Annotated in this window: 25 protein-coding genes; 13 read left to right on the top strand and 12 right to left on the bottom strand. The window is 66.1% G+C overall.

All coding sequences use genetic code 11. The features are described 5' to 3' along the window. Positions 1 to 306 precede the first annotated feature (306 nt). A complete protein-coding gene (locus tag NLM33_RS21755) occupies positions 307 to 828 on the top strand; it encodes a hypothetical protein (protein ID WP_254098553.1) in 522 nt (173 codons plus the stop codon). Positions 829 to 1,013: 185 nt separating this feature from the next. Here NLM33_RS21755 and NLM33_RS21750 read toward each other — a convergent pair whose 3' ends face one another. Next, a complete protein-coding gene (locus tag NLM33_RS21750; RefSeq protein WP_254098551.1) occupies positions 1,014 to 1,787 on the bottom strand; it encodes a protein phosphatase CheZ in 774 nt (257 codons plus the stop codon). A gap of 311 nt (positions 1,788 to 2,098) precedes the next feature. Here NLM33_RS21750 and NLM33_RS21745 point away from each other — a divergent pair, with 311 nt between their 5' ends. After that, positions 2,099 to 2,899, top strand: coding sequence for a L,D-transpeptidase (locus NLM33_RS21745; RefSeq protein ID WP_254098549.1), 801 nt, complete (start codon positions 2,099 to 2,101; stop codon positions 2,897 to 2,899). Between the two features lie 71 nt (positions 2,900 to 2,970). Here the strand turns inward: NLM33_RS21745 and NLM33_RS21740 are convergent, their stop codons facing one another. From NLM33_RS21740 to NLM33_RS21715, 6 genes are all read right to left on the bottom strand, one after another. Beyond that, on the bottom strand, positions 2,971 to 3,786 hold the full coding sequence (locus NLM33_RS21740) for a DUF2076 domain-containing protein (protein ID WP_254098547.1): 816 nt from the start codon (positions 3,784 to 3,786) through the stop codon (positions 2,971 to 2,973). A 124-nt stretch (positions 3,787 to 3,910) separates the two neighbouring features. Then, complete coding sequence (locus NLM33_RS21735; RefSeq protein WP_254098545.1) at positions 3,911 to 4,759, bottom strand: ChbG/HpnK family deacetylase; 849 nt, start codon at positions 4,757 to 4,759, stop codon at positions 3,911 to 3,913. Then, positions 4,756 to 5,802: a glycosyltransferase family 2 protein gene (locus NLM33_RS21730; protein ID WP_254098543.1), complete on the bottom strand. Its 1,047-nt coding sequence runs from the start codon at positions 5,800 to 5,802 to the stop codon at positions 4,756 to 4,758. The genes NLM33_RS21735 and NLM33_RS21730 overlap by 4 nt, the downstream gene beginning before the upstream one ends. 136 nt (positions 5,803 to 5,938) lie before the next feature. Beyond that, positions 5,939 to 6,916, bottom strand: a complete 978-nt coding sequence (gene hisG / locus NLM33_RS21725; protein WP_254098541.1) for an ATP phosphoribosyltransferase — start codon at positions 6,914 to 6,916, stop codon at positions 5,939 to 5,941. A 3-nt stretch (positions 6,917 to 6,919) separates the two neighbouring features. Next, on the bottom strand, positions 6,920 to 8,068 hold the full coding sequence (locus tag NLM33_RS21720) for an ATP phosphoribosyltransferase regulatory subunit (protein ID WP_254098539.1): 1,149 nt from the start codon (positions 8,066 to 8,068) through the stop codon (positions 6,920 to 6,922). Positions 8,069 to 8,191: 123 nt separating this feature from the next. Continuing rightward, positions 8,192 to 8,947: a 16S rRNA (uracil(1498)-N(3))-methyltransferase gene (locus NLM33_RS21715; protein WP_254098537.1), complete on the bottom strand. Its 756-nt coding sequence runs from the start codon at positions 8,945 to 8,947 to the stop codon at positions 8,192 to 8,194. A 212-nt stretch (positions 8,948 to 9,159) separates the two neighbouring features. Here NLM33_RS21715 and NLM33_RS21710 point away from each other — a divergent pair, with 212 nt between their 5' ends. Both NLM33_RS21710 and ubiA read left to right on the top strand, forming a co-directional pair. Next, positions 9,160 to 9,825, top strand: a complete 666-nt coding sequence (locus NLM33_RS21710) for a hypothetical protein (protein WP_254098535.1) — start codon at positions 9,160 to 9,162, stop codon at positions 9,823 to 9,825. After that, a complete protein-coding gene (gene ubiA / locus NLM33_RS21705) occupies positions 9,822 to 10,754 on the top strand; it encodes a 4-hydroxybenzoate octaprenyltransferase (protein WP_254098533.1) in 933 nt (310 codons plus the stop codon). Before NLM33_RS21710 ends, ubiA begins: the two co-directional genes overlap by 4 nt. A 119-nt stretch (positions 10,755 to 10,873) precedes the next feature. Here ubiA and NLM33_RS21700 read toward each other — a convergent pair whose 3' ends face one another. Next, complete coding sequence (locus tag NLM33_RS21700; protein WP_254098531.1) at positions 10,874 to 11,392, bottom strand: DUF6101 family protein; 519 nt, start codon at positions 11,390 to 11,392, stop codon at positions 10,874 to 10,876. 278 nt (positions 11,393 to 11,670) lie between these two features. Between NLM33_RS21700 and NLM33_RS21695 the strand changes: the two genes are divergently transcribed. From NLM33_RS21695 to NLM33_RS21655, 9 genes are all read left to right on the top strand, one after another. Then, the gene (locus tag NLM33_RS21695) at positions 11,671 to 13,068 is read left to right on the top strand and encodes a TldD/PmbA family protein (protein ID WP_254098529.1); all 1,398 of its coding nucleotides are present in this window, start codon (positions 11,671 to 11,673) and stop codon (positions 13,066 to 13,068) included. Continuing rightward, entirely contained in the window at positions 13,055 to 13,873 is an 819-nt protein-coding gene (locus NLM33_RS21690) for a 3'(2'),5'-bisphosphate nucleotidase CysQ (RefSeq protein ID WP_254098527.1), read from the top strand. Before NLM33_RS21695 ends, NLM33_RS21690 begins: the two co-directional genes overlap by 14 nt. A 59-nt stretch (positions 13,874 to 13,932) precedes the next feature. Further along, positions 13,933 to 14,181 (top strand): DUF4170 domain-containing protein, encoded by a 249-nt coding sequence (locus NLM33_RS21685; protein WP_254098525.1) that lies wholly within the window; start codon positions 13,933 to 13,935, stop codon positions 14,179 to 14,181. After that, positions 14,178 to 14,891: a lysophospholipid acyltransferase family protein gene (locus NLM33_RS21680; RefSeq protein WP_254098523.1), complete on the top strand. Its 714-nt coding sequence runs from the start codon at positions 14,178 to 14,180 to the stop codon at positions 14,889 to 14,891. The genes NLM33_RS21685 and NLM33_RS21680 overlap by 4 nt, the downstream gene beginning before the upstream one ends. Continuing rightward, positions 14,854 to 16,188 (top strand): 3-deoxy-D-manno-octulosonic acid transferase, encoded by a 1,335-nt coding sequence (locus NLM33_RS21675; protein WP_254098521.1) that lies wholly within the window; start codon positions 14,854 to 14,856, stop codon positions 16,186 to 16,188. Before NLM33_RS21680 ends, NLM33_RS21675 begins: the two co-directional genes overlap by 38 nt. Next, positions 16,181 to 17,197, top strand: a complete 1,017-nt coding sequence (gene lpxK, locus NLM33_RS21670; RefSeq protein ID WP_254098519.1) for a tetraacyldisaccharide 4'-kinase — start codon at positions 16,181 to 16,183, stop codon at positions 17,195 to 17,197. Before NLM33_RS21675 ends, lpxK begins: the two co-directional genes overlap by 8 nt. A gap of 166 nt (positions 17,198 to 17,363) precedes the next feature. Next, positions 17,364 to 18,230: a 3-keto-5-aminohexanoate cleavage protein gene (locus NLM33_RS21665; protein WP_254098517.1), complete on the top strand. Its 867-nt coding sequence runs from the start codon at positions 17,364 to 17,366 to the stop codon at positions 18,228 to 18,230. A 126-nt stretch (positions 18,231 to 18,356) separates the two neighbouring features. Then, on the top strand, positions 18,357 to 19,973 hold the full coding sequence (locus tag NLM33_RS21660; protein ID WP_254098515.1) for an acyl-CoA carboxylase subunit beta: 1,617 nt from the start codon (positions 18,357 to 18,359) through the stop codon (positions 19,971 to 19,973). Beyond that, positions 19,970 to 21,946, top strand: coding sequence for an acetyl-CoA carboxylase biotin carboxylase subunit (locus tag NLM33_RS21655; protein WP_254098513.1), 1,977 nt, complete (start codon positions 19,970 to 19,972; stop codon positions 21,944 to 21,946). The genes NLM33_RS21660 and NLM33_RS21655 overlap by 4 nt, the downstream gene beginning before the upstream one ends. A gap of 112 nt (positions 21,947 to 22,058) precedes the next feature. On the opposite strand, the gene NLM33_RS21650 is transcribed toward NLM33_RS21655, so the two are convergent. The 4 genes from NLM33_RS21650 to NLM33_RS21635 form a co-directional block, all read right to left on the bottom strand. Next, a complete protein-coding gene (locus NLM33_RS21650; RefSeq protein WP_254098511.1) occupies positions 22,059 to 23,045 on the bottom strand; it encodes an ABC transporter ATP-binding protein in 987 nt (328 codons plus the stop codon). Next, complete coding sequence (locus NLM33_RS21645) at positions 23,042 to 24,052, bottom strand: ABC transporter ATP-binding protein (protein WP_254098509.1); 1,011 nt, start codon at positions 24,050 to 24,052, stop codon at positions 23,042 to 23,044. Before NLM33_RS21645 ends, NLM33_RS21650 begins: the two co-directional genes overlap by 4 nt. Next, positions 24,052 to 24,945, bottom strand: coding sequence for an ABC transporter permease (locus NLM33_RS21640; protein WP_254098507.1), 894 nt, complete (start codon positions 24,943 to 24,945; stop codon positions 24,052 to 24,054). Before NLM33_RS21640 ends, NLM33_RS21645 begins: the two co-directional genes overlap by 1 nt. 202 nt (positions 24,946 to 25,147) lie before the next feature. Continuing rightward, positions 25,148 to 26,095, bottom strand: a complete 948-nt coding sequence (locus NLM33_RS21635; protein ID WP_254098505.1) for an ABC transporter permease — start codon at positions 26,093 to 26,095, stop codon at positions 25,148 to 25,150. Positions 26,096 to 26,126 lie beyond the last annotated feature (31 nt).

Raw genomic sequence — 26,126 nt, 5'->3', positions numbered from 1 at the left:
GGAAGCAGCGGAAGTAGGTGAGGGGCCTGCGCCCCCGTCCGACCTCTGTCAGGATCGAACGGCGCGCCTTAGCAATCGGGCTTACCGAGTGCTAATAGTGCGCCCGGAAATATGGCTTGGCCGCGATCCTGTCAAGCAAAGGTGGTTAAGCCATTGGTGAGACGGATATAGGATGTTGACGATCGAAACGAATTGGGGACGCTGGCGTCGTCCACGACGTCATTGCCCCGACAGCGGTTTTGCGCTTGGCTGCAGGAGGGGGCTGCCAGGCTCGTGTTTGGGGGGCGCTTTGCTCGGGGGAATGCCATGATCAGTTCAGCTCACGCGCGGACGGTTGCCAATCTGGGCGCCGCCGCAGCCTTGGCGCTGCTGCTGGGTGCATGTGGCGGCGGCATGAGCCTGCCGTCGTTCTCGTCGTCCTCGCCGCCGCCGGAGGCCGAGCCCGGCACCGGGCCGGAAATGCCGGCCTCGATCCGCGCCGACGAGATCGTCGGCCGCTGGGGCCTTGCCTCGTTCCAGAACCCGGCCGACCGTGCCCGCACCGAAGCTGCTGCCCGCGCGCAGTGCAAGAACCCCTATGTGATCGGCGCCGGCTCCAGCGGCGGCGTGATCATGCACCTGGCCGACCAGGCGACGCCGCAGGAGCTGCGGCTGAAGGGCTCACCGAGCGGCAAGAACTACATCGGACCGTCCGGCCCGACCCCCGGCGAGCAGGACCGCGAGATCGTCTCCTTCGACGGCCGCGTCATGGTCACCCGCTTCATCGACAAGGACGCCTCCACCCGCTACGGCAACATGGTCTACGTCCGCTGCGCGCCGCGGGCGTGATTTTCTCTCCGTCATTCCGGGGCGCGCGAAGCGCGAACCCGGAATCTCGATATGGTGAGCTCCTTGCCTTAAACCTCTGGATTCCGGGTTCGGCTCTATCGAGCCGCCCCGGAATGACGTCATAGACCAAAAAACAAAAACGCCGGCTCTCGCCGGCGTTTTGCTTTTCCCTTTGTCCCGCCCGCTCAGTCGAACAGGGCGTCGATGTCGTCCTGCGAGGCGTGGCCGACATCGCCGGCGAGCTTCGGGCCGTTGAGGAGCTTGGAGTCTTCGTCGCGGGTGTCGACGATCGGCGCCGCGTGGGCCTTGATCGCGTCGACGCCGCCCCAGATCTCCATCATCGCATTGATGTGCTGCTCGATGAATTTCATCGTGCCCATCACCTTGCTGATGCGCTGACCGGTCAGGTCCTGGAAGTTGCAGGCCTCAAAGATCGAGATGACGCGTTCCTGGATGTCGTCGGAAAGTCGCTTCTGCTGGTCGATCGAATCCACCTTGGCGAGCGCGCTCGCCGCCTGGTCGATCGACTCGGCCGCCTCGAGGATCTGCTGGGTGGCCTGCTCGGTGCCGCCGACCACCGCGCCGAGCTCGCCATTGACCTTGGCCATTTCGCCGCCGTCGAAGCTCTTGCCGTGCAGCGTTGCGATCTCGCGCTTGGTGCGGTTGATGGCATCATGGATCAGGTCGAGCTCGACCTTCAGCTTCTCGCACTGCTCGATCTGGGCGCGGTAAGTCTCCAGCATCGCGCGCGTGTCAGCGACTTCCTGCGCGACGACGGCGTCGGTCGAGGGCGGCGCGGCGTTCGCTGCGTGGCTGTTGCGCGCCATCTGGGCGCGGATCGCGCGCAGCTCGGCCATGATCTCGCTGTGCATCGGAGCAGTCTCGTCAATCATCTCGGGAATAGGCATCTCGCCGACGATTGCTTCCTCGGCGCGAAAACGTTTGCGGTGAACAGCCATATTGGAACTCCCCCCACCTCACTCACGCGGTCTTTGTAGACAGAAGGGATTTAACACGACGTTCACGGCGGGAACTGCTTTGCGATCGCGCGCAATTTGCACGCTCACCGGCGATTAACCATGCGTATCAGCCGTTCACCGAAAATAAACGCTAGCGGACAAAAGCCGCAGCCGTTCGCGACGTGGTGAATCAAAACGCGGTTTCCGTTTACCAAACCAAACGGCTTTTGATTTTAAGTGGGCCGCATCGCGAAGGGCAGTCCGCGCCCGTCGCGATGAACGCACCAGACGAAACAGTACAGAGTACGTCGATGTTCAAGAAAATGTCTGTCGCGCTGCTCGGCAGCGCATGCACCTTTGTTGCCGGGATCGACCGCGCCGCCGCCTTCGACAACACCGTGCCATCCGATCCGCCCGCCGTGCTCTACGCGCCGCAGGTTCCGCCGCAGCCGGTGCGCGTCGCCTCCAATGCCAACATGGGCGGCGGCTTCATCGAATTCCTGTTCGGCGGCGAGGAGCGCGGCCAGCGTTATTATCCGCAGCAGCAGCCGACATATCAGCAGCAGCCGGCCTATTACGACCAGCGCCGTTTGCCGCCGATGGCCGAGCCGCAGATGCAGGGCGCCGTGCCGCAGCAGGAGGCCGCCGATCCGCGCTCGCGACCCTTTGATCCGAGGTTCGAGAAGCAGCTCGTCGCGTACGAGGGCAAGGAAGGCGCCGGCACCATCGTCGTCGATACGCCCAACAAGTTCCTCTATCTGGTCGAGGGCAATGGCAGGGCGCTGCGCTACGGCATCGGCGTCGGCCGTCCCGGCTTCACCTGGTCGGGGGTGAAGGCGATCACGGCCAAGCGCGAATGGCCGGACTGGACGCCGCCGTCGGAAATGATCGCACGCCGTCCCGACCTGCCGCGGCATATGGAAGGCGGCCCTGAAAATCCGCTCGGCGCGCGCGCGATGTATCTGGGCTCTTCGCTCTACCGCATCCACGGCTCCAACGAGCCCTGGACCATCGGCACCAACGTCTCCTCCGGCTGCATCCGCATGCGCAACGAGGACGTCATCGACCTCTACGGTCGCGTCAATGTCGGCACCAGGGTTGTGGTGATGTGAACGCGGCGAGAGCGGCGAAACGAGAACGGCCGCCGGAAGGGCGGCCGTTTTGCATTTGATGCTGACGTTGCTTAGGCGTAGTCGCTGCCGCCGTCGTCGCCGCCGCCGAAATCGCTGTCGTCGGCCATGTCCATGTTGTCGGTGTCGTCGTTCTGATCATCGTCGTTCTGATCGTTCGACGCCTGGTCGAAGAGACCCTGGCGGGACTCGTCGCGGTCGCGACCGGATCCGATGTCGTTGAGGCCGGCGTCGCGCGCCAGCGAGCCGCCGGATTGGTCGCTGCTGCCGCCCCACGGGCTGCCGCCGCCACCGCGCTCCTCGATGATCGTGGTGTCGCCAAAAGCCTGATGCGATCCGCCCATCCCGCCCATCATGTTGCGGATGCCGGAGAGCAACAGCGAGCCACCGACGACGCCGGCGGCTGCTGCTGCTGCCGTGCCGAGGAAGGAGCCGCCGCCACCGCCGATGGGCGGAGCGCCGTATCCCTGCTGCTGCCCGTAAGGTGGCTGGCCGTAGCCGGGCGGCTGCGCCTGCTGCATCGCCTGGCCGGAGTTCCAGACCGGCCGCTGCTCGCGCTGCGGCACGTTCGGAACCGAGCCGCGCGATTGGCTGCCGCCGAACAGGGTATCGCGCATGGAATCAAGGAAACCGCCGGACTGCGCCGGCTCCGGCGCATGTGCGGCCTCCAGTTCCTGGATGCGGGCATTGGCGCGCTTCAGCGCCTCGTCCTGCAACAGCACGGTTTGCACCAGCGCATACATGGCGTTGGGGGCCTTGTTCAGGCCGTCATTGATGGCGGCGATCGCGTTCGGATCGCGCGGTGCAGTCTCAAGCTTGGAAAGCCGGTCGAAAAGCTCGTCGACGAGCTGGCGTTCTTGCGGCGTCATGATCGATCTCCCTTGCGCGAACCAAGCGCGCCGAAGATGTAGGGTTCCATTGTGGCGCCAACAGTGGGGCGCGGATTAAATTTCCGTATGCGACAAGCTGACCGGTCCCTTGCGGCGAGCGGTTTCATGCCAATGTCACGTTGTTCGCCGCCAGTAGCCGAGGGAAAGCCTCGCTTGCGAGGTATCTATGCTCGCGCTCGCGGACATCGGTCATTGGATCGAGGCTCCGCAACGTCTCGTCGACGAAGCCGGGATGGCACATCACGAGCCCCCCCTCCGGCAGGCCCGCGATGAATTCGCCCATCAGCTTGCCGAAATCGGCCTCGTCCCGCGTGAAGTCATAGGCGCCGGCGAAGGCAGGATTGAAGGCGAGCCCGGCCTGCCGCGCGCGGCGGCGGAATTGCGCGCTCAGGACATCCAGCACCAGCGCTTTCGGCGAGCCGAGCCGTTGCATCAAGGGCTGCTCGCGGCCGCCCTGCCGCACCCAGGCTTTTGGCGCGGCCTCGCGGACAGCGGCGACGAAGGCGTCGCGCACCTGCGGATAGAGCTGCACGTGCTGATGGCCGTCGACGAAATCAGGTGCGCGTCCGAACGCCTGCGCGAACGCCGCAAGCTGCGCCTTGACCTCTGCGTAAATGATCTCGCGGTCGAGGCGCCGCAACAGTCCCGCACGCAGCAGCTTTGGAAAGGCTAGGAACATGTCGCCCTCGAGCGGGCGGAAATGCATTGTCAGCGGGCGGAACGGCGCCGACAGCGTGACATGCAATCCGATCGCGCAGCGCGGGCTCTTTGTCCGGGACGCTTCCAGCGCGTCGATCTCGCCGCGGCCGATTGCCGGTCCCGGCATCATCACCGATGTCGCATTGAGACGGCCGCGTTCGATGAGGTCGCGGATGGCGCGGTTGACGCCCGCGCTGATTCCGTAATCGTCGGCGCAGAGCCAGATACGCCGCGGCTTCGCCGCTTCGTTCATTCCGCCGCCGTCCGGCTCGAGGCGTCGTCGGCCTTGTCGGTCTCGACATGCTTCTCGCTGTGCTCGGCGACGAAGTAGATCGGGCGCGCCTTGAGCTCGGAGAGGATCTTGCCGATATATTCGCCGACGATGCCGATCATGATGAGCTGCACGCCGCCGATCGTCATCAGGCCGACCACGAGCGAGGGATAGCCGGGCACCTGCTTGCCGGTGGTGAAGACCTCCCAGAGGATGGAGAGGCCGAACAGGAAGGCGACGCCCGCGAGCACCACGCCGAGCAGGCTGGCAAAGCGCAAGGGGGCCACCGAGAACGAGGTCAGGCCCTCGATCGAGAGGCCGAGCAGCCGCGCCGCATTGAAGGTGGTCACGCCATGGGCGCGTGCCGCGGGCTCGTAGTCGACGCGGATCTGGCGGAAGCCGATCCAGCTCGCCAGCCCCTTGAAGAAGCGGTTGCGCTCGGGCAGTTGCCGCAGCGCTGTGACCGCGCGCGGCGAGAGCAGGCGGAAGTCGCCGGCGTCTTCGGGGATCTTCTGCCGCGCGCCCCAATTGATCAGCGCGTAGAAGCCGTGCACGGCGAGCCGCCGCAGGAACGGCTCGTTGTCGCGATGCGCCTTGGCGGTATAGACGACGTCGTAGCCGTCAACGATCCAGTGTCCGACGAGCTGTTCCACCAGCGCGGGCGGGTGCTGGCCGTCGCCGTCCATGAACATCACGGCGCCGCGCCTTGCATGGTCGAGGCCGGCCATCAGCGCCGCCTCCTTGCCGAAATTGCGCGACAGCGACACCACCTGCACGTCGATCGCATCGGCCGGCAGGGCGCGGGCGATCGCAAGCGTCGAATCCGCGCTGCCATCGTCGACATAGACGACCTCGCAGGCGAGGCGATAGCGGTCCCGCAGCGTCCTGGCGAGATCGCAGATCCGCTGGTGCAGCGAGGCAAGCCCCGCCGCCTCGTTATAAACCGGCACGACAATCGACAGCCCTTTGGCCGCGGCGCTCGTCGCGGCGGTGGTCAGGGCGGAAACGTCAGAGCCCAGCGTCATCGATCAAGGTTCCAGAAGCACTCAAAACTCATTCGAACGGCATATGGTAGCTGTCGTTTGCTGTCGCTACGCTGAACGCGCCCAGGGATGTCACAAGGGATGCCCCCGGAGATTTCCTACCGATTCCTCCTGCGCCTCACCGCCGCAGGAACGCTTCGAGCTTGGCAAACAGCGGGTTCTCGCGGTCGAAGACGTAGTCGAGCGAGACCACCGAGACCGTCTCAGCGCCATGATCGCGCAGAAAGCTCGCCAGCGCATAGAGTTTTGTGGGCGGGCAGTGCAGCGTCAACATGCCCGACGAGGTCGGCCCGCCGAATGGTGCCTCCACGCCGAAATTCCGATGCGCCTCGCTCAGCAATGCCGCATCGCACTGCCGGAAACGGGTGCGGACCTCGCGGTATTGGTTTGCCCGCGCCCGGGCCGCAATGTGATCGAGGATCACGCGCGCCGTCTCCCGCGCCTCCGGCGACCAGTCGGCGTCCCTGGAGGCGACCAGATTGGCCTGGCTGCGCAGCATGACACCGTCGTCGAGGATCTTCAGGCCATTGGCGGCAAGCGTGGCGCCGGTCGTGGTGATGTCGACGATCAGCTCGGCGGTGCCGGCCGCAGGCGCGCCTTCGGTCGCGCCGGTGCTCTCGACGATCCGGTAGTCGACGATGCCATGGCTCGAAAAGAAGGCCCTCGTGAGATTGATGAATTTGGTCGCGACCCGCATCCGCCGGTGGTGCTGCTCGCGGAAGCCGGTGGTGACGTCGTCGAGATCGGCCATGGTGCGGACGTCGATCCAGGCCTGCGGCACGGCGACCACGACGTCGGCATAGCCGAAGCCGAGCCGCTCGATCAGCGCCACGCGCTTGTCGGCATCCGCGATGTTCTCGTGCACCAGATCCTCGCCGGTGACGCCGAGATGCGCCATGCCGCGGGCGAGCTGCGAGGCGATCTCGCTCGCCGAGAGATAGGCGATCTCGACATTGTCGAGCCCTGCGATGGTGCCGCGATAATCGCGCGCACCGCCGGCCTTCGACAGCGTCAGCCCTGCGCGCGCGAAGAAGGCTTCGGCGTTTTCCTGCAGGCGGCCCTTGGACGGAACGGCCAGAACGAACGGCGCGCTCATGACTTAAGCTCCCTTGCGGCCGATCTTGGCGAGCGCATCGACCCAGACCGAGAAGCCGACTGCGGCGATCGGCGTCTGCGATCCGAGCTGGGTCATCAGGCCGTCGTAGCGGCCGCCCGCGACCAGCGGCTCGACGCCGTTGCCCCTGTGATGCACTTCGAACTCGAAGCCGGTGTAGTAGTCGAGACCGCGTCCGAACGAGGTCGAGAAGCGCGTCTCCTTCACGTCGATGCCGCGCGCGGCCATGAAGCCGACGCGGTTCTCGAACAGGTCGATCGCCGCCGAAATATCGAGCCTGGTATCCGCGGCGAGTGCGCGCAGCTCGGCGACCGCCTGGTCCGGATTGCCTGCGATCGACAGGAAGCGCTTCAGCACGGTCAGCGCCTCGCGCGGCAGGGCGCCGCTCTTGAGGGTGGATTGCTCGAGGAAGCGGTCGGCGATTTCGGCCGTGGTGCGGCCACCGACATTGGTGGTGCCGGCGATCGACATCAGGTCGGTGACCAGTGCGAGCGCCGCCTTGCGGTCGGAGCCTGCGAGCGCCGCCAGCACGCCCTCATACTCGTTGCGGGTGGTGGCGGTCGCGATCGAGAGTCGTTCCAGATCCTGCTCGAGGCTGATCTTGCGGTTGAAATCCTTGATCAGCCGGCGCCGCCAGACCGGGAACAGGTCGAGCGCGTCGATCACGGCATTGAACAGCGCCACGTCCCCGGTGCGGATTTCGACGTCGCGGACGCCGAAGGCCGCGGTCGCCTCCAGCGCCAGCGCCAGCATCTCGGCATCGGCCGCGGCGCGGTCCTGGCGGCCGAACGATTCGATGCCGGCCTGAAGGAACTCGCTCGGCCGCCCGCTGCGGTAGCGAAACACCGGGCCGAGATAGCTGAAACCCGCGGGCTCGCCGGCGCGCCCCGAGGCGAGGTAGTCGCGGGCCACGGGAATCGTCAGGTCCGGGCGCAGGCAGAGCTCTTCGCCGGTCGCGTCGGTGGTCAGGTACAGGCTCTTGCGGATGTCCTCGCCGGAGAGGTCGAGGAACGGCTCGGCCGGTTGGAGGATGGCGGGCTCGGCGTGGACGTAACCGGCCTGCGCAAACGACAACAGCAGCGTATCCGCCCAGGCGGCGGAGTCGGCAGCATTTGAGGTGGCAGTCGCGGTCATGATGGGGTCCGTTTGTCCCGGCGGGACCGGGGCGGGCAAAGGTGACGGTCACGTGTTGGCGCAGCCCCTTAGCATGGCCGGATGACGGTTTCGACCTCCAATGGCTCAATGTCTTAACGCAGCCTAGCCCGGCCGGCCGCCCCAGTCGCCGAGCACGGACTGCACCAGCGCGAGGGCGGCTACGGCTGCCGTGTCTGCCCGCAGGATCCGCGGACCCAGGGCCAGGCGCAGGATATGGGGCTGGCGCAGGAGCAGGGCGCGCTCCTCCTCGGCAAAGCCGCCCTCGGGGCCGATCAGCACGTCGATGCCCCGGGCCGGATCGCGCGCGGTTTGCAGGGCTTTGAGCGGGTCCTCGGTCTCCGCGGCCTCGTCGCAAAACACCAGGAGCCGCTGTGCGGCGCGCTGGCTGAGGTAGCGCTCGAGCGGAACCGGATCGGCCACGGTCGCAAGGCTCAGGATGCCGCATTGCTCGGCCGCCTCGATGACATTGGCGCGCATGCGCTCGCCATTGACACGCGAGGCCTGGGTGAAGCGGGTCAGCACCGGCTGGAGGGTGGAGGCGCCCATCTCCACCGCCTTCTGGACCACGTAATCCAGCCGCGCATGCTTCAGCGGCGCGAAGACGTAGGTGAGATCGGGCAGGCCATCCTGCGTGCGGGTCTGCTTCAGGATTACGAGGGTATCGGGGCGCTTGCGGCCCTCGATCGCCGCCTGCCATTCGCCGTCGCGGCCGTTGAACGCCAGGATGGGATCGCCGGCGCCAAGCCGCAACACGTTGCCGAGGTAATTGCTCTGGTCGCGGTCGAGCGCCACCTTGGTGTCCTGGATGAGGTCGGCCTCGACGAACAGGCGGGGGCCGCGGAAGTCGTGGGAAGGCATGCGTTGAGGGTCCGGTTTGCGGCCGTTCTTAACCGAAAGCGGGGATCTGGGGGTAAATATTGCCCCTCGCGTGCGTCCCCGCGCCGCGCTCTTGCCCTATTCGACGGGTTGTTAAGGGCCGGCAGGAATCGTAAAAGCGCGAAAACGCCGGTTGCGCTTCAATTGGGAAGGCGCCGACCCCCCTTGTGGATCCTGCCGGAGATACAGCCTTGATGATCCGTCGTTTGATGGTCCCGATCACTACCGCCATGGTGGCGATGGGCGCAGCCAGCGTCCAGGCGCAGAGCGCGTTCCCCGCGCCGCTGCCCGGCCAGGCTGCGGCTCCCGCGAACGATTCCGCCTTTCCGCCGGTCAACGGCTCCGCGCCGGTCGCCAGAATCGGGGCGCCACCGCCGCAGGCCTCGTTCCCCACCAGCGGCGCCCCGCCGGTCGGCGCCGGCTTCGGCGCCGCGCCGCCGAGCCAGCCCAGTGCCGGCGCCGAGCAGTGCATGAAGGGCTTCATGCCGCTGCGTGAGGAGACGGAGAAGCGCGGCAAGCTGATCAAGGCCGCAAGCGATCGCCATGCGCCGCCGGATGAGGCGTGCAGCCTGATCCGCAATTTCGTCCAGGCCGAAGTGAAGATGATGAAATATGTCGAGGCCAATTCCGCCAAATGCGGAATTCCCCCGCAGATCGGCGAGCAGTTGAAGGCCGGGCACAAGAACAGCGAGGCCATGCAGGCCAAGGTCTGCCAGGTGGCGCAGCAGATGAAGCAGCGCGGGCCGGCCGGCCCGTCCCTGAGCGACGTGGTTGGCACTGCGTCGGCGCCCGAAGCCAACGTCGCCAAGAAGGGCGGCAACACCTTCGACACGCTCAACGGCAACGTCCTGACCCGATGAGTGATACGTCCGCCCGCGTTGCCGATTCCACCGGCAACTGGGTCGATACGCTCGCGCCGCAATGGGCGCGACCATATCTGCGGTTGTCCCGCTACGATCGCCCGATCGGCTCCTGGCTTCTCTTGATGCCGTGCTGGTGGTCGGCGGCGCTCGCAGCCGGCATGGCCCACGACATCAGCCATCTCCCGCTCACCATCATCCTGTTCTTGATCGGCGCCTTCGTCATGCGCGGGGCGGGGTGTGCCTGGAACGACATCACCGACCGCGACCTCGATGCCAGGGTCGAGCGCACGCGCTCGCGACCGCTGCCGGCGGGGCAGATGACGGTGAAGCAGGCGCTTGCCTTTCTGGTCGCGCAGGCGCTGATCGGCCTCGTCGTGCTCCTGCAATTCAACCGCTTCGCGGTGGCAACCGGCATCGCCTCGCTCGTGGTCGTCGCGATCTATCCCTTCATGAAGCGCGTCACCTGGTGGCCGCAGGTCTTCCTCGGCCTCGCCTTCTCCTGGGGCGCGCTGATGGGCTTCGCCGTCATCTTCGCACGCATCGATCTGACCGCGCTCGTGCTCTATGCCGGCTCGATCGCCTGGGTGATCGGCTACGACACGATCTATGCGCATCAGGACGCCGAGGACGACGCGCTGATCGGCGTCAAGTCCACCGCGCGCCTGTTCGGTGCGCACACGCATCAGGCGCTGATCATGTTCTACGGGCTCGCGGTGATGCTGATCGGTATCGCGCTCGCCTCCGCCGACGTGCACTGGCCGGCCTGGCTCGCCCTGGCCGCCTTTGCCGCGCATCTGGCGTGGCAAATCGCGCGGCTGAACATCAGTGACCCCGCGCTCTGCCTGCGCCTGTTCAAGTCGAACCGCGAAGCGGGATTGCTGCTGTTTGCGGGCTTGCTCACAGATGCGGTGATGCGAAGCTCGTAGTTTTGTAGGGTGGGCAAAGCGAAGCGTGCCCACCGCTTTTCTTCATCGTGTGAGGAAGTGGTGGGCACGGCGCGTACGCGCCTTTGCCCACCCTACGGCTACAGTTCCGCGAATGCGACTCAGTTCCGCGCGATGATTTCGCGTTCGCTGCGATGAACCGGCAGATCTCGCGCGACGCCGGCGCGCCGGCGCACCAGGAATTTCGGACGGCGATCGCGGATCGCGTTGCGTCGGCGGCGCCGGGCTGCGGGATCGCGCCGTTTTTCGTCGAGCTGGGGCAGGGCGAAGATCTCGCTCCACATCGTCCACGCCTTCGCGATCTCCTCGGCATCGGCACTGACGAGAAGCGGAACGGCAAGCGAAGGATCGCGATGCACGAGGATGAGCATCTGCGTGTCGTCGATGCCGCGCAGTGCGATGCCGGTGAAATCGCTGACGCGGACGTTGACGGCCATCTGCATGCCGCGCACGGCACGGCGAAGCACGACGCGTTCGCGATGAAGCTCGATCTGCCTGACATGGCCGTCGGCGCGCGGATCATGCGCATCGAAACGGACCGGCAGAGAAAGAGGGTCGAGCCGCAAGGAGCGGCTCGACCCGGCGGGATTGGCCCCGCTTGTTGCTGTTTGACGCCTCACGGCTCTTAGTCTCCCCGCCGGGATTATGTTCCCGGTCGATGCGAGGACCTTAGCGCGGCAGGTTGCGGAAACGGCTTAAAAAGGCTGGTTAAGGAGGCGTCACCGTCCGGCATGATTGACAAGACCTTGGCGCGCATGATTGACGAGACGTTGCGCGAAAGGCGAGAATCTGAGCCTTTCATGGCCTGAAACTGCTTGAAGTCCGCTCCAATTGGGCACATCTGGTGGGCTTGGCTGCAACCGGCTTCGAAACCGCCAATCCCGACAGGATTTCGTTCGTGAACGCTTCACCATCCGCAAGCTCGACGCTTTCGTCCAAAGCCAACCGCGACCTGTTCGATCAGTCCGCACTGTCAGATCTCGCGCAGCGGCTGGTTGAGGCGGCCAGGCGTGCCGGCGCGGACGCGGCCGATGCGGTCGCCGTGCGCGGCATCTCGCAGGGCGTCGAGGTCCGCGACGGCCGCGTCGAGGAATCGGAGCGTTCCGAGGGCGATGATGTCGGCCTGCGCGTGCTGGTCGGTCAGCGCCAGGCGGTGGTCTCGACCAACGACGTCAGCGGCGACGCCGTGACCAAGCTCGCGGAACGCGCGGTTGCGATGGCGAAGGTCGCCCCGCTCGACAAATATGTCGGGCTCGCCGATCCCGCGCTGCTGGCGCGCGACTTCCCCGATCTCGATCTGCTCGATCCCGACGTGCCTGCCACCGCCGAGCTCGAGCGGCGCGCGCTGGAAGCCGAAGCCGCCGCCCTTGCCGTGAAAGGCGTGACGAAATCCGGTGGCGCGTCCGCTTCCGCCGGCATCGGCGGCATGGTGCTGGTGACGAGCACCGGTTTCCACGGCTCCTACCTGCGTTCCAGCCAGGGCATCTCGGCCACCGCGATTACCGGCGAAGGCACGAGCATGGAGCGCGACTACGATTTCACCTCGGCGCCGCATGCCGCCGACCTGTTGTCGCCGGAAACCGTCGGTCGCTCTGCGGGCGAGCGCACCGTGGCACGCTTCAACCCGCGCAAGGTCGAGACCTGCAAGGTGCCCGTCGTGTTCGATCCGCGCGTCGCCGGCTCGCTGGTCGGCCATCTCGTCGGCGCCATCAACGGTGCCTCGATCGCGCGCAAGACCAGCTTTCTGAAGGACAAGCTCGGCCAGCAGCTCTTTGCCAGGAACATCCGCATCATCGACGATCCCCTGCGCAAGCGCGGCCTACGCTCGCAGGCCTTCGACGCCGAAGGCGTCGCGGCAAAGAGCCAGGCGCTGGTCGACGAGGGCGTGCTGACGACGTGGCTGCTCGATTGCGCAACCGCGCGCGAACTCGGGCTTCAGACCACCGGCCACGCCCATCGCGGCGTCTCCTCGTCGCCTTCGCCGGGGCCGTACAATCTGCATCTCGAAGCCGGAACGCCAACGCCGGCCGAGCTGATCTCGGACATCGCCCAGGGCTTCTACGTCACCGACCTGATCGGCTCCGGCGTCAACGGCGTCACCGGCGACTACAGCCGCGGCGCCTCGGGCTTCTGGATCGAGAACGGCAAGACCACCTATCCCGTCAGCGAGGTCACGATCGCGGGCCATCTGTTCGAGATCTTCAAGTCGATGCAGCCGGCGAACGATCTCCAGTTCCGCTACGGCATCAATGCGCCCACGGTGCGCATCGAGGGTTTGACGCTTGGCGGACGCTGACGCGAGCTCGATCGACCAGACCATCCTGACACGCGACGCGGCGTTGCTGAAGGATACGGTGCGGGAAGCAGGCAACCTCGCTCATGCGATGTTCCGCACCGAACTGAAGAAGTGGATCAAGGGCGCCTCCTCGCCGGTCTCCGAAGCCGACATCGCCGTCAACGATCTCCTCGAAGCGCGCCTGCGCGGTGCGACACCGGACTATGGCTGGCTATCGGAGGAGAGCGCCGACGACGAAACGCGGCTGGAGCGGCGGCGGGCCTGGGTCGTCGATCCCATCGACGGCACGCGTAACTATCTCAATGGCCATGACGACTGGTGCGTCAGCGTGGCGCTGGTCGAGAATGCATCGCCTGTTCTCGCTGCAGTCTTTGCGCCGACGACCGGCGAGTTCTTCTTCGCCGCGCGCGGGCAGGGCACGACCTTGAACGATGTGCCGGTGCGGGCGACGGAAGGGGCAGAGCTCGATTTCTCCCGGGTTGCCGGACCGAAGCCGCTGGTCGAGCGCCTCAAGCCGTCACTGGGCGAGATCACGCTGCATCCGCGAATCGGCTCGCTGGCGCTCCGCCTCTGCCGGGTCGCCCATGGCGAGCTCGATGCGGCTTTTGCGGGGGGCAACAGCCATGATTGGGATCTTGCGGCGGCCGATTTGATCGTGCAGGAAGCGGGTGGTAGGATGAGCGACCTCTCCGGAGATCCCCTCCTCTATAATCGCCGGGAAGTGGCTCACGGGGTGCTGGTGGCCGCGGGCCGCGATCGTCATGCGAACATTGTCGCGCATTTCCGAAAGCGCCCCTTGCCCTGAGCGCGTCCGTTGTGCTTATCGATCACTGCTTGCCGGGCAGTCCGTTAGGAAGAGAACTCATGCCAGATAATGCCCCGCAACAACTGCTCCATCTCGTCATCGGCGGTGAGCTGCTCGATCTCGAGCACAACACCTTCAAGAACCTGGACGACGTCGAGATCGTCGGCCTCTATCCGAATTATGCGACCGCTCACGCCGCCTGGCGCGCCAAGGCGCAGATGACCGTCGACAACGCCCAGATGCGCTATTTCATCGTCCATCTCCACCGGCTGCTCGACCCGGGTCAAGAACCGAAGCCGGCGCGTTGAAAAGACTGCTTCGCAATACGCTGCGAAGCAGCTTCGTTCAGCGTGCCGTCGGTTTCCTGGCGGCCGAATATCTGCGTCTGGTCTGGCGGACCAACAAGTTCACGTTCGATCCGCCGGACGTCTACGGCCAGGTCGAGCCGCGGATCCCGGCGATATTCGCCTTTTGGCACGGCCAGCATTTCCTGACCCCGTTCATCAAGAACAAGGAGTCCTACCGGGCCAAGGTCCTGATCTCCCGGCATCGCGACGGCGAGTTCAACGCCATCGCGGTGGAGCGGCTCGGCATCGGCACCATCCGCGGCTCCGGTGACCATGGCGGCGCCTTCCACCGTAAAGGTGGCGTCGGGGCCTTCAGGGAAATGGTGCAGGCGCTCCAGGACAACTATAATGTGGCTCTCACCGCGGATGTCCCGAAGCGCGCGCGCATAGTCGGGCTCGGCATCATCATGCTGGCACGGGAATCGGGGCGGCCGATCATGCCTTTCGCGATGGCGACCAGCCGCTTCATCCGGCTGAAGAACTGGGATCGCACCACCATCAATTTGCCATTTGGACGAGGCGCATTGGTGGGCATCAAGGAAATCAACGTCCCGCCGGATGCCGACGCCGCCACCATGGAGGCGCTGCGACAGGAGCTGGAGGAGACGTTGAACGAAGCGACCCGCCGCGCCTATGCCCAACTCGGCCGCCCGGAACCGGACCATGCCTAATTCGCTGCCGATGACGCTGCGGATGTACCAGCGGCTGTCGTCCGGCCTGGTGCCGCTCGCGCCTGCGCTGATCAAGCGCCGGCTCAAGCAGGGCAAGGAAGATCCGGCCCGCGTCGGCGAGCGGCGCGGCCTCAGCGATGACGTGCGGCCGCACGGCCCGCTGGTCTGGATCCACGGCGCAAGCGTCGGCGAGGTGCTGGCCGCAGCCGCGCTCGTCGAACGGCTGCGCGACCTCAATTTGCGCATCCTGCTGACCTCAGGCACGGTGACCTCGGCCGCGATGGTGGCAAAGCGCTTTCCGCCCGATGTCATCCATCAATACGTGCCGTACGACTCGCCGCGTTATGTCGCGCGCTTCCTCGATCACTGGCAGCCGTCGCTCGCGCTGTTCATCGAATCCGATCTGTGGCCGAACCTGATCTTGGCGGGCGCCGCGCGGCGCGTGCCGATGGTCCTGATCAACGGGCGGATGTCGCCGCGCTCCTTCCCGCGCTGGCGGCGGGTGCAGGGCACGATCTCGGCGCTGCTCTCCAGGTTCGACATTTGCCTCGCGCAGTCGAAGACCGACGCCGAGCGCTTTTCCGCGCTCGGCAGCCAGAACGTCGCGATCACGGGCAACCTCAAGCTCGACGTGCCGGCCCCGCCCGCCGATCCCGCGAAACTCGAGCGGCTGATGGCGGTGACGCGGGGGCGTCCCATCATCGTCGCGGCCTCGACCCATCCGGGCGAGGACGAGATGCTGATCTCGGCGCATCGCACGCTCACCGGCTTCTTTCCCTCGCTGCTGACCGTGATCGTGCCGCGTCATCCGGATCGCGGCTCGTCGATATCGGGACTGATCTCGGCCTCGGGCCTGAAGCCGGGCCAGCGCTCGCGCGAGGAGCTGCCGACGGCTGCGACCGACATCTATGTCGCCGACACCATGGGCGAGCTCGGCCTGTTCTACCGCCTGTCGCCGATCGTGTTCATGGGCAAATCCTTGGTCGGGCATGGCGGCCAGAATCCGATCGAGGCGATCAAGCTCGGCGCTGCGATCGTGCACGGGCCGAACGTCTCCAACTTCAGCGAACTCTACGAGGCACTCGACCAGAGCGGCGGCGCGCGCACCGCTGACAGCCAGGAGGCGCTGGTGAAGCAGCTCGGCCAGTTGCTCGCCGATCCCGCCGTGCGCGACAAGATGCAGCGCGCCGGCCATGGCGTGGTCGAGCAGCTCGGCGGCGCGCTGGATCGCACGCTCGTGGCGCTCGAGCCCTATCTGCTTCAGCTCCGGCTCGAAATGGGAGCCGCCAATGCGTGAGCCGGCCTTCTGGTACCGGCCACGTTCGTTCAAGTCGCATCTTTTACGGCCGCTCGGCGCGCTCTACGGCGCGATCGCCGAGCGCCGCATGATGCGCAAGGGCCTTGATGCCGGCATTCCCGTGCTCTGCGTCGGCAATTATCATGTCGGCGGCGCCGGCAAGACGCCGACCGTGCTGGCCCTGACCAAATTGCTGCGCTCGCTCGGCGAGACCCCGGTCGTGCTCAGCCGCGGCTATGGCGGGCACTTGCAGGGCCCCGTGATGGTCGATCGCGAGCGTCACAGCGCGGCCGATGTCGGCGACGAGCCGCTGATGATGGTGCGCGAGGTCCCGGTTGCGGTGGCGCGCGACCGCATCAGTGGCGTCGCGCTTGCGAGGTCGCAGGGCGCGACCGTGATCCTGATGGATGACGGCTTTCAGAACCCGCGCCTCCAGAAGGATGCCTCGCTCATCGTGATCGACGGCGCGCGCGGCATCGGCAACGGCAGGGTGTTTCCCGCAGGTCCCCTACGCGCGCCGCTGACAATGCAGATGTCGCGCACCGACGCGCTTGTTCTGATCGGCGACGGACAGGCCGCGGACGGCATCGCCGCCGAGATCACGGCGCGCGGCAAACCGGTGCTGCGCGCGCGCCTGAAGCCTGAGGCCGCGTCGGTCGCGCAGCTGTTCGGCAAATCGGTGCTGGCCTTTGCCGGCATCGGCGATCCCGAACGCTTCTTCCGCACGCTGCGCGCCAGCGGCATCGACGTCGCACGCACGCGTCCTTTCGCCGATCATCACATGTTCTCGAAGGCCGAGATCGATGCGATGGTCGATGAGGCAGGACGCGAGCAGCTCACGCTCGTCACCACCGAGAAGGATCTCGCGCGCCTGCGTGGCATGGCGGGCCTTGCCGCCGACATCGTGCCGTTCGCCGTCACGCTGGAATTCGATGATCCGGCAAGCCTGCGCCGTTTCGTCAGCGAGCGCCTGTTCAAGGCGCGCGAGAGCCGGTTCGCCGTGCGATGAACATACGCCAACACCGTCGTGCAACGGGAAACGCCGTGGACTGAAGAGCCCCTCGGCGTTTAATGGTTGTTACAGCGGCTTCGCCTAGCTTCTCCGCGCAAGAAGCCAGACTTCCCGCGTCACATGATCGCAGCGTTGCATTCTCAACCTGCGGGATGTCCAAGGCATGAGCGACAAGGCCGTCATCACCTGCGCGCTGAATGGCGTGCTCACCGATCCCCGGCAGCACCACGTGCCGGTGACGCCCGAAGAGATGGCGCGCGAGGCCAGGGCTGCGTTCGATGCCGGCGCCAGCATCATGCACATCCATCTGCGCCAGCAGGCGCCGAACAAGGGGCACCTGCCATCCTGGGATGTCAGCGTTTCGCGCGAGATCCAGCAGGCGATCCGCGAGGCCTGTCCCGGCGCGATCATCAATCACACATCGGGCGTGTCGGGGCCGAACTACAGCGGCGCGCTCGATTGCATCCGCGAGACCAAGCCGGAGATCGCCGCGTGCAACGCCGGCTCGCTGAACTATCTGAAGGTGAAGGCCGATCATACCTGGGCCTGGCCCCCGATGATGTTCGACAACGCGGTCGAGAAAGTGAAGGACTATCTCGACGTCATGAACGCGGCGGGCACCATCCCCGAGTTCGAATGCTTTGACGTCGGCATCGTCCGCTGCGTCGGCATGTATGCCGAAGTCGGCATGTACAAGGGACCGCTCGAATACAATTTCGTCATGGGCGTTGCCTCCGGCATGCCCGCCGATCCCGAACTGCTTCCGATCCTGCTCAAGCTGAAGCGCCCCGAGGCGCATTGGCAGGTCACGGCAATCGGCCGCGAGGAAATCTGGCCGCTGCACCAGCGCTGCGCCGATCTCGGTGGGCACCTGAGGACCGGCCTCGAGGACACCTTCTATCTCGCCGACGGCAGGAAGGTGACGTCGAATGGGCAGTTGATCGAGGCGGTGGCCGCCTGCGCGCGTCGCGCCGGCCGCGAGATCGCGAGCCCGGCCGAGGCGCGGAAGATTTTTGGGACGAATCGATAGGTATCTACCCTGTCATTCCGGGGCACGCGAAGCGTGAACCCCAATTCGCAATTGCGAATTGTGGAATCTCGAGATTCCGGGTTCGATGCTGACGCATCGCCCCGGAATGACGGAGCAAGTTGAACTGTGTCCATCATCGAAAACACCATTTCCCCCGGCAGCGCCGCCTACCACGCCAATCGTGACGGCATGTTGGCGCTGATCGACCGCATGCGTGCGCTGGAAGAGCGCACGCGCGCGGCGTCCGCCGCCGCGAAGGACCGCTTCCACAAGCGCGGTCAGCTGCTGCCGCGCGAGCGCGTCGCGCTGGTGCTCGATCCCGGCGCGCCCTTCATCGAGCTCTCCACGCTCGCGGGCTACATGTTCGACGTATCAGATCCCAACAAGAGCGTGCCGGGCGGCGGCGTCATCGCCGGGATCGGCTTCGTCTCGGGCATCCGCTGCATGGTCAGCGCCAGCGACGCCGGCATCGATGCCGGCGCGCTGCAACCTTATGGTCTCGACAAGACGCTGCGCGTGCAGGAGCTCGCGCTGGAGAACAAGCTGCCTTACGTGCAGCTTGTCGAAAGCGCCGGCGCCAACCTCTTGCGCTATCGCGTCGAGGACTTCGTTCGCGGCGGCAACATCTTTCGCAACCTCGCGCGGCTCTCGGCGGCAGGCCTTCCCGTCGTCACCGTGACGCATGGCTCATCGACCGCGGGTGGGGCCTATCAGACGGGTCTGTCCGACTACATCGTCATGGTGCGTGGCCGCACGCGTGCGTTTCTCGCGGGGCCGCCGCTGCTCAAGGCTGCAACCGGCGAGATCGCGACCGAAGAAGAGCTCGGCGGCGCCGAGATGCATACCCAGATCTCCGGTCTCGGCGACTACCTCGCCGAGGACGACCGCGACGCCCTGCGCATCGCGCGCGAGATCATGGCGGTGCTGGAATGGGAGCGGCCGGGTCGCGCTGCCGCGCAGTACAAGCCGCCGCGCTACGACCAGGACGAGCTGCTCGGCATCATGCCGATGGACCACAAGCGCCCGGTCGACATGAAGCAGGTCATCGCACGCATCGTCGACGATTCCGATTTCACCGAGATGGCACCGAACTATGGCCCGGCCACCCTCTGCGGCCATGCCCGCATCGAGGGCCAGGCGATCGGCATCATCACCAACAACGGCCCGCTCGACCCGGCCGGCGCCAACAAGGCGACGCACTTCATCCAGGCCTGCTGCCAGACCCGCACGCCTCTGCTGTATCTGAACAACACCACCGGGTACATGGTCGGCAAGTCCTACGAAGAGGCCGGCATGATCAAGCACGGCTCGAAGATGATCCAGGCGGTGACGTCGGCGACGGTGCCGCAGATCACGATCTATTGCGGCGCCTCCTTCGGCGCCGGCAATTACGGCATGTGCGGCCGCGGCTTCCATCCGCGCTTCTGCTTTTCCTGGCCCAATGCCAAGACCGCGGTGATGGGCGGCGAGCAGGCCGCCGAGACCATGGCGATCGTGACGGAAGCGGCTGCTGCGCGGCGCGGCAAAGCGATAGAGAAGGACAAGCTCGAGGCCATGAAGGCGCAGATCATCGGCGTGTTCGACGGCCAAATGGATGTGTTCTCGACCAGCGCCCGCGTGCTCGACGACGGCGTGATCGATCCGCGCGACACCCGCGCGGTTCTCTCGGAAGTGCTCGCGATCTGCCGCGAGGGTGACGCACGCGTGCCGCAGCGCATGCAATTCTCGGTGGCCCGCCCATGAGGAACGGATCAGTGCCGCACCAGACGTTCTTCAAGGTCCTGGTCGCCAACCGCGGCGAGATCGCGCTGCGGGTGATGCGCAGCGCGCGGCGGCTGGGTTTGGGCGTCGTCGCGGTCTATTCGGATGCGGATCGAGACGCGTTGCACGTGCGGCAGGCCGACCAGGCAGTGCGGATCGGCGAAGCCTTGCCCGCGCAATCCTATCTCAACATCCCCGCCATCATCGCCGCTGCGAAAGCGAGCGGCGCGGACGCCGTGCATCCCGGCTACGGCTTCCTCGCCGAGAACGAGGCGTTTGCGCAAGCCTGCAAGGATGCCGGCCTCGTCTTCATCGGCCCGTCGCCGCAGGCGATCGAGGCGATGGGCAACAAGGCTGGCGCCAAGGAGATCATGAAGAAGGCCGGCGTGCCTATCGTGCCGGGCTATCAGGGTGCCGATCAGAGTGACGAGGCCATGCTCGCGGAGGCCAACAACATCGGCTTCCCCGTGATGATCAAGGCGGTCGCCGGCGGCGGCGGCCGCGGTATGCGGCTCGTGACCGAGGCCGCATCCTTTCCCGATGCGCTGCGCAGCGCGCGCTCCGAGGCCAAGGCCGCCTTCGGCGATCCCACAGTCATCCTCGAGCGCGCGATCCAGAATCCACGGCATATCGAGATTCAGGTATTCGGCGACTCCTACGGAAATGCCATCCATCTCGGCGAGCGCGACTGCTCGGTGCAGCGCCGACACCAGAAGCTGATCGAGGAGGCGCCCTCGCCGGCGGTGACGCCGGAGCTGCGTGCGAAAATGGGCGAGGTCGCGGTCGCCGCAGTGAGGGCGCTGCGCTACGAGGGCGCCGGCACGCTGGAGTTTTTGCTCGACGCAAGCGGCGCCTTCTACTTCATGGAGATGAACACCCGTCTTCAGGTCGAGCATCCCGTCACCGAGGCGATCACCGGGCTCGACCTCGTCGAGCTGCAACTGCGCGTCGCCCGCGGCGAGCCGCTGCCGGTGAAGCAGCAGGACATCAGGTTTTCGGGCCACGCCATTGAGGTTCGGCTGTGCTCGGAGGATGCCGCGCACGACTTCATGCCGCAGTCCGGCCGCATGGCGTGCTGGCAGGTGCCGGACGGCTTGCGTGTCGAGCACGCGCTGCAATCGGGCACGGAAATCCCGCCATTCTACGATTCCATGATCGCCAAGGTCATCAGCCGCGGCGCGAGCCGCGAGGAAGCGCGCGGTCGCCTGATCTGCGGCCTGGAGCAGCTCACCGCTTTCGGCGTCATTACCAACCAGGCGTTCCTGATGTCGTGCCTGCGTCATCCCGGCTTCGCCAGAGGCGAGGCGACGACGGCCTTCATCGGCGCGCATCACGACGAATTGCTGGCGCCGCGCAAGGACGGTGCGTTCGAGACGGCGCTGGCGGGCCTGTTGCTCTACGTCACCAACCCGCATGCCCCACCATGGCGGGCCGGACGGAGTCTGGCGGCAACGTTTCCGCTCCCTGCGAAGATCGAGGTGGACGGTCACACGCACGAGCTCGAGGTCACGCGCGAACGCGGTGGCGGGTACATGGTCGTGCTCGATAGCCAAAGCCACAAGTTCGAGATCGATCAACTCGATCCCGACGCCATTCGCTTCCGCCACAACAGCCTCATGGACACTACAAAATTCCTGCGTGATGGCGATCGACTCTACCTCCAGCACCGCGGTATCCCGCTCGCGGCGACCGATCTCACCCACGCCGCGCCGAAGGCCGCCGCAAGCAATGGCGGCGACGGCAAGGTGCGTGCCGCCATGAACGGCCGCGTCGTCGCCGTTCTGGTCAAGCCGGGCGACCGCGTCACCGCCGGCCAGCCGGTGATGACGCTGGAAGCGATGAAGATGGAGCACGTCCACAAGGCCGGCATCGACGGCGTGGTCGCGGCGATCGACGTCGCCGAGGGTGAGCAGGTGACGACGGGGAAGATCGTGGTGGAGATTGGGGCGGATTAGCGCGGCAAACGCCGCAATCGTAGGGTGGGTTAGCCGAAGGCGTAACCCACCACTTCTCCCGACGTGGAAACAAAAAGAGGTGGGTTACGCTTCGCTAACCCACCCTACGATCCTACTGGGCTCGCCCCGTCCCCTCATTGAGCAAACACGCCACCTGATGTCCGTCGCCGGCGTCCACCAGCGCCGGCCGCTCCGCCTTGCACCGCTCCATCGCAAAGCGGCAGCGGGTGTGGAAGGCGCATCCCGACGGCGGATTGACGGGGCTTGGCACGTCGCCGTCGACCAGCGGCGCGAGCCGCTTCGCATGCGGGTTGGCGATCGGGACCGAGGCGAGCAGGGCTTGCGTGTAGGGATGGCGCGGATTCCTGAACAGCTCGTCCTTGTCGGCGATCTCGACGATGCGGCCGAGATACATCACCGCAACGCGGTGGCTGATATGGGCGACCACGGCCAGATCATGCGCGATGAAGAGATAGGAGAAGCCGTGCTGGCGTTGCAGGTCGATCAAAAGGTTGATCACCTGCGCCTGGATCGAGACGTCGAGCGCCGAGACCGGCTCGTCGCAGACGATCAGCCGCGGCTCAAGCGCCAGCGCCCGCGCGATGCAGATGCGCTGGCGCTGGCCGCCGGAGAACTGGTGCGGGAAATTGCGCATCTGGTCGGGCCGCAGGCCAACCTGCTCGAACAGTCTTGCGACGCGCGCCTCCAGCGCTTTGCCTCTGGCGAGGCCATGCACCGCGAGCGGCTCGCCGACGATGTCGCCCGCGGTCATGCGCGGATTGAGCGATGCAAACGGGTCCTGGAACACGATCTGCATCGAACGGCGATGCGGCCGCAGCTCGGACTTGGAGAGATGCGTGATGTCCTCGCCGTCAAGGCGAATCTGGCCCGAGGTCGGCTCGACCAGCCGCAGCACGCTGCGCGCCACCGTCGACTTGCCACAGCCGGATTCGCCAACGAGGCCCAGCGTCTCGCCCGTGCCGAGCGAGAAGCTGACGCCATCGACCGCATGCACGGTGCCGACCTGCCGCCGCAGCACGCCGGCCCGCACCGGATAGTGCTTGGTCAGCTCGGTGACCTCGAGCAGCGCCTCGCTCATGCCACCTCCTCCGCGACTTCGGCCGCGCGCCAGCACGCCGCGAGATGGCCGCCGCCCCAATCCTGAAGCGGCGGATATTCTGCCTCGCAGCGCTTGACCGCGAGCTTGCAGCGCGGTGCGAAAGCGCAACCTTTCGGCAGCCGCACCAGCGACGGCACGGTGCCGGGAATTTCGTTCAGTCGCGCCTGCGCCGCGACACCGGGCGCCGGCACGGCCGGGATCGAAGCCATCAACCCGCGCGTATAGGGATGCTTTGGCGCTGCGAACAACGCCTCGACACTGGCTTCCTCGACCTTCTTGCCCGCATACATCACGATGACGCGCTGCGCGGTCTGCGCGACGACGCCGAGATCATGCGTGATCAGCACGAGGCCGGTGCCGAGCTCCTTCTGAAGGTCGAGGATCAGCGCCAGGATCTGCGCCTGGATGGTGACGTCGAGGGCGGTGGTTGGCTCGTCCGCGATCAGCAGCGCCGGCCGGCACGCCAGCGCCATCGCGATCATCGCGCGCTGTCGCATGCCGCCGGAGAGCTGATGCGGATATTCTTTTGCTCGCCGCGCCGGTTCCGGAATACGTACCAGCCGCAGCATCTCGACCGCGATGTCGTGGGCCTCCCTGGTGGAGATCCTCCTGTGCAGCCGCACCGCCTCCGTGATCTGGTCGCCGATCCGCATCACGGGATTGAGCGAGGTCATCGGCTCCTGGAAAATCATGGAGATGCGGTTGCCGCGGATCGCGCGCATCTTTGCATCATCCAGCGCGAGCAAATCGGTGCCTTCGAGCATGACGGCGCCGCCGACGATGCGGCCGGGAGGATCGGGTACAAGCCGCATCAGGGAGAGCGCGGTCACGCTCTTGCCGCAGCCGGATTCGCCGACGATCGCCAGTGTCTCGCCGCGCCGCACATGGAATGAGACGTCGTCGACCGCCTTGAAGAGCCCTGAATTGGTGAAGAATACCGTTTTCAGGTTTTTGACATCGAGCACGAGATCGGGAGCATCGCTCATCAGCCGCGCTGCCTCGGATCGAGGATGTCGCGCAGCGCGTCGCCGAACAGATTGGTGCCGAACACGGCGAGGCTGATGGCAATGCCCGGGAAGATGACCAGCCACGGCGCGGTGCGGACATATTCGGCCGCGGATTCTGACAGCATGCGTCCCCAGGACGGGTAGGGCTCGGGAATGCCGAGGCCGAGGAAGGAGAGCGAGGCTTCGGTCAAAATGGTCGAGCCGAGCTGTGCGGTGGCGAGCACGATCAGCGGCGCCAGCGTGTTCGGCAGCACGTGGCGGAGCGCGATCCGCACCTCGCTCATGCCGATCGACTTGGCGGCTTCGACGAACGGCTGCTCGCGCAGCGCCAGCGTGTTGGCGCGGATGACGCGCGCCACCGTCGGGATCAGCGGAATGGCGATCGCGATGATGACGTTCGGCAGCGACGGCCCGAGCGCGGCCGTCATGACCAGTGCCAGCACCAGAAGCGGCAACGCCTGGAGGATGTCGGAGACGCGCTGAAACACGAGATCGACCCAGCCGGAGAGATAACCCGAGGTGAGGCCGACGATGACGCCGATCGACGCGCCAAGCGCGGTCGAGCCGAGCCCGACCGCAAGCGAAATCCGCGCGCCGTGGATGATGCGGCTGAAGACGTCGCGGCCGAACGAATCCGTGCCCATCAAGTGCAGCGCGCTCGGGCGCGCGAGCGCATGTGCGGCATCGACGGTGAGGGGGTCGAAGCGGGCGAGGACGTTGGCGAAGATCGCGGTGAACACGAACAGGGTCATGATGATCAGCCCGGCCGCGCCCAGCACATGCCGCTGCGCCAGGAACAGCACATGCCGCCAGCCCCCCGTCGCGCCGGCGCCGGCACGCTTCAGTTCGAGGTCATAGTCGATCGCGGCCAAGCAGATCTCCTATCTTCTCCCTCTCCCCGCTCTTCGCGGGGAGAGGGGCGGGGTGAGGGGCTGTTTCAGCGAGGACGGTGAGAGAGGAGTCCGCGGAGAGTCCCCCTCACCCGAAATTCCCGCTTCGCGCGAATTTCGACCTCTCCCCGCAAGCGGGGCGAGGTGAAGAGGAACGCGCTGGAGCGATGTTGAGTTCATGCCGTCAATCTGTAAACCGGATGCGGGGGTCGAACACGGCGTAGAGCATGTCGACGGTGAAGTTCGCGAACACCACCACGACCGCGATGAACATCACGAGGTTCTGCACGATCGGATAATCCCGCCAGCGGATCGCCTCGACCAGGAAGCGCGCGACGCCGGGGATGTTGAACACGGTCTCGGTGACGATGAGGCCGCCGATCAGGAACGCGGCCTCGATGCCGATCACGGTAATCACGGGCAAGATCGCGTTCTTCAGCGCGTGCTGATAGTTCACGGCGGCGTCGGAGGCGCCCTTGGCGCGCGCGGTGCGGATGTAGTCCTGCCGCAGCACCTCCAGCATCGAGGAGCGCGTGATGCGCATGGTGAGCGCGGCGCTGCGGAAGCCGACCGCGGCAGCCGGCACCGCATAGGTCGCAAACGCTTCCAAATAGGTCTGCGGATTGGGATTGAAGATCGGCATCTGGCCGAACATCGCGACCGATGCGGTCAGGATCAAAAGCCCGAGCCAGAACGAGGGCAGCGACAGTCCGCTGAGGCTGACGACACGCAACGCGTAGTCGAGCTTCGTTCCCTGCTTCACCGCGCTGATCACGCCCAAGGGAATGCCGATCGAGGCAGAGAACAATAGTGCAAGTCCGGCAAGCCGCGCCGTGATCGGAATGCGCGGCAGGATCTCCTGAAGCGCCGGCTTCTCCGAGACATAGGAGTAACCAAAATCGCCGCGCAGAAGGCCGCCGATCCAGTGCAGATACTGCACGACCAGCGGCTGGTCGATGCCGAGCTCCTTTTCCAGATTGGCCTTGTCGGCGGGATCGACGTAACCGGCTGCGGCAAAGAGGATGTCGACGATGTTGCCGGGCACGATGCGCAGCAGGAAGAAGATGACGACCGAGATCCCGAACAGGGTCACGAGCATCAGGAACAGGCGCTGCACCAGATAGGCAAACATCTTCGCCCTCCCGCCGAGCCGTCTCCTGTCG

Origin of the sequence: Bradyrhizobium sp. CCGUVB1N3 (assembly GCF_024199925.1) — a bacterium.
In the GTDB taxonomy this organism is placed as follows: domain Bacteria; phylum Pseudomonadota; class Alphaproteobacteria; order Rhizobiales; family Xanthobacteraceae; genus Bradyrhizobium.
The sequence above is the reverse complement of the archived record's forward strand: the minus strand, read 5'-3'. Positions and strand labels throughout refer to the sequence as shown.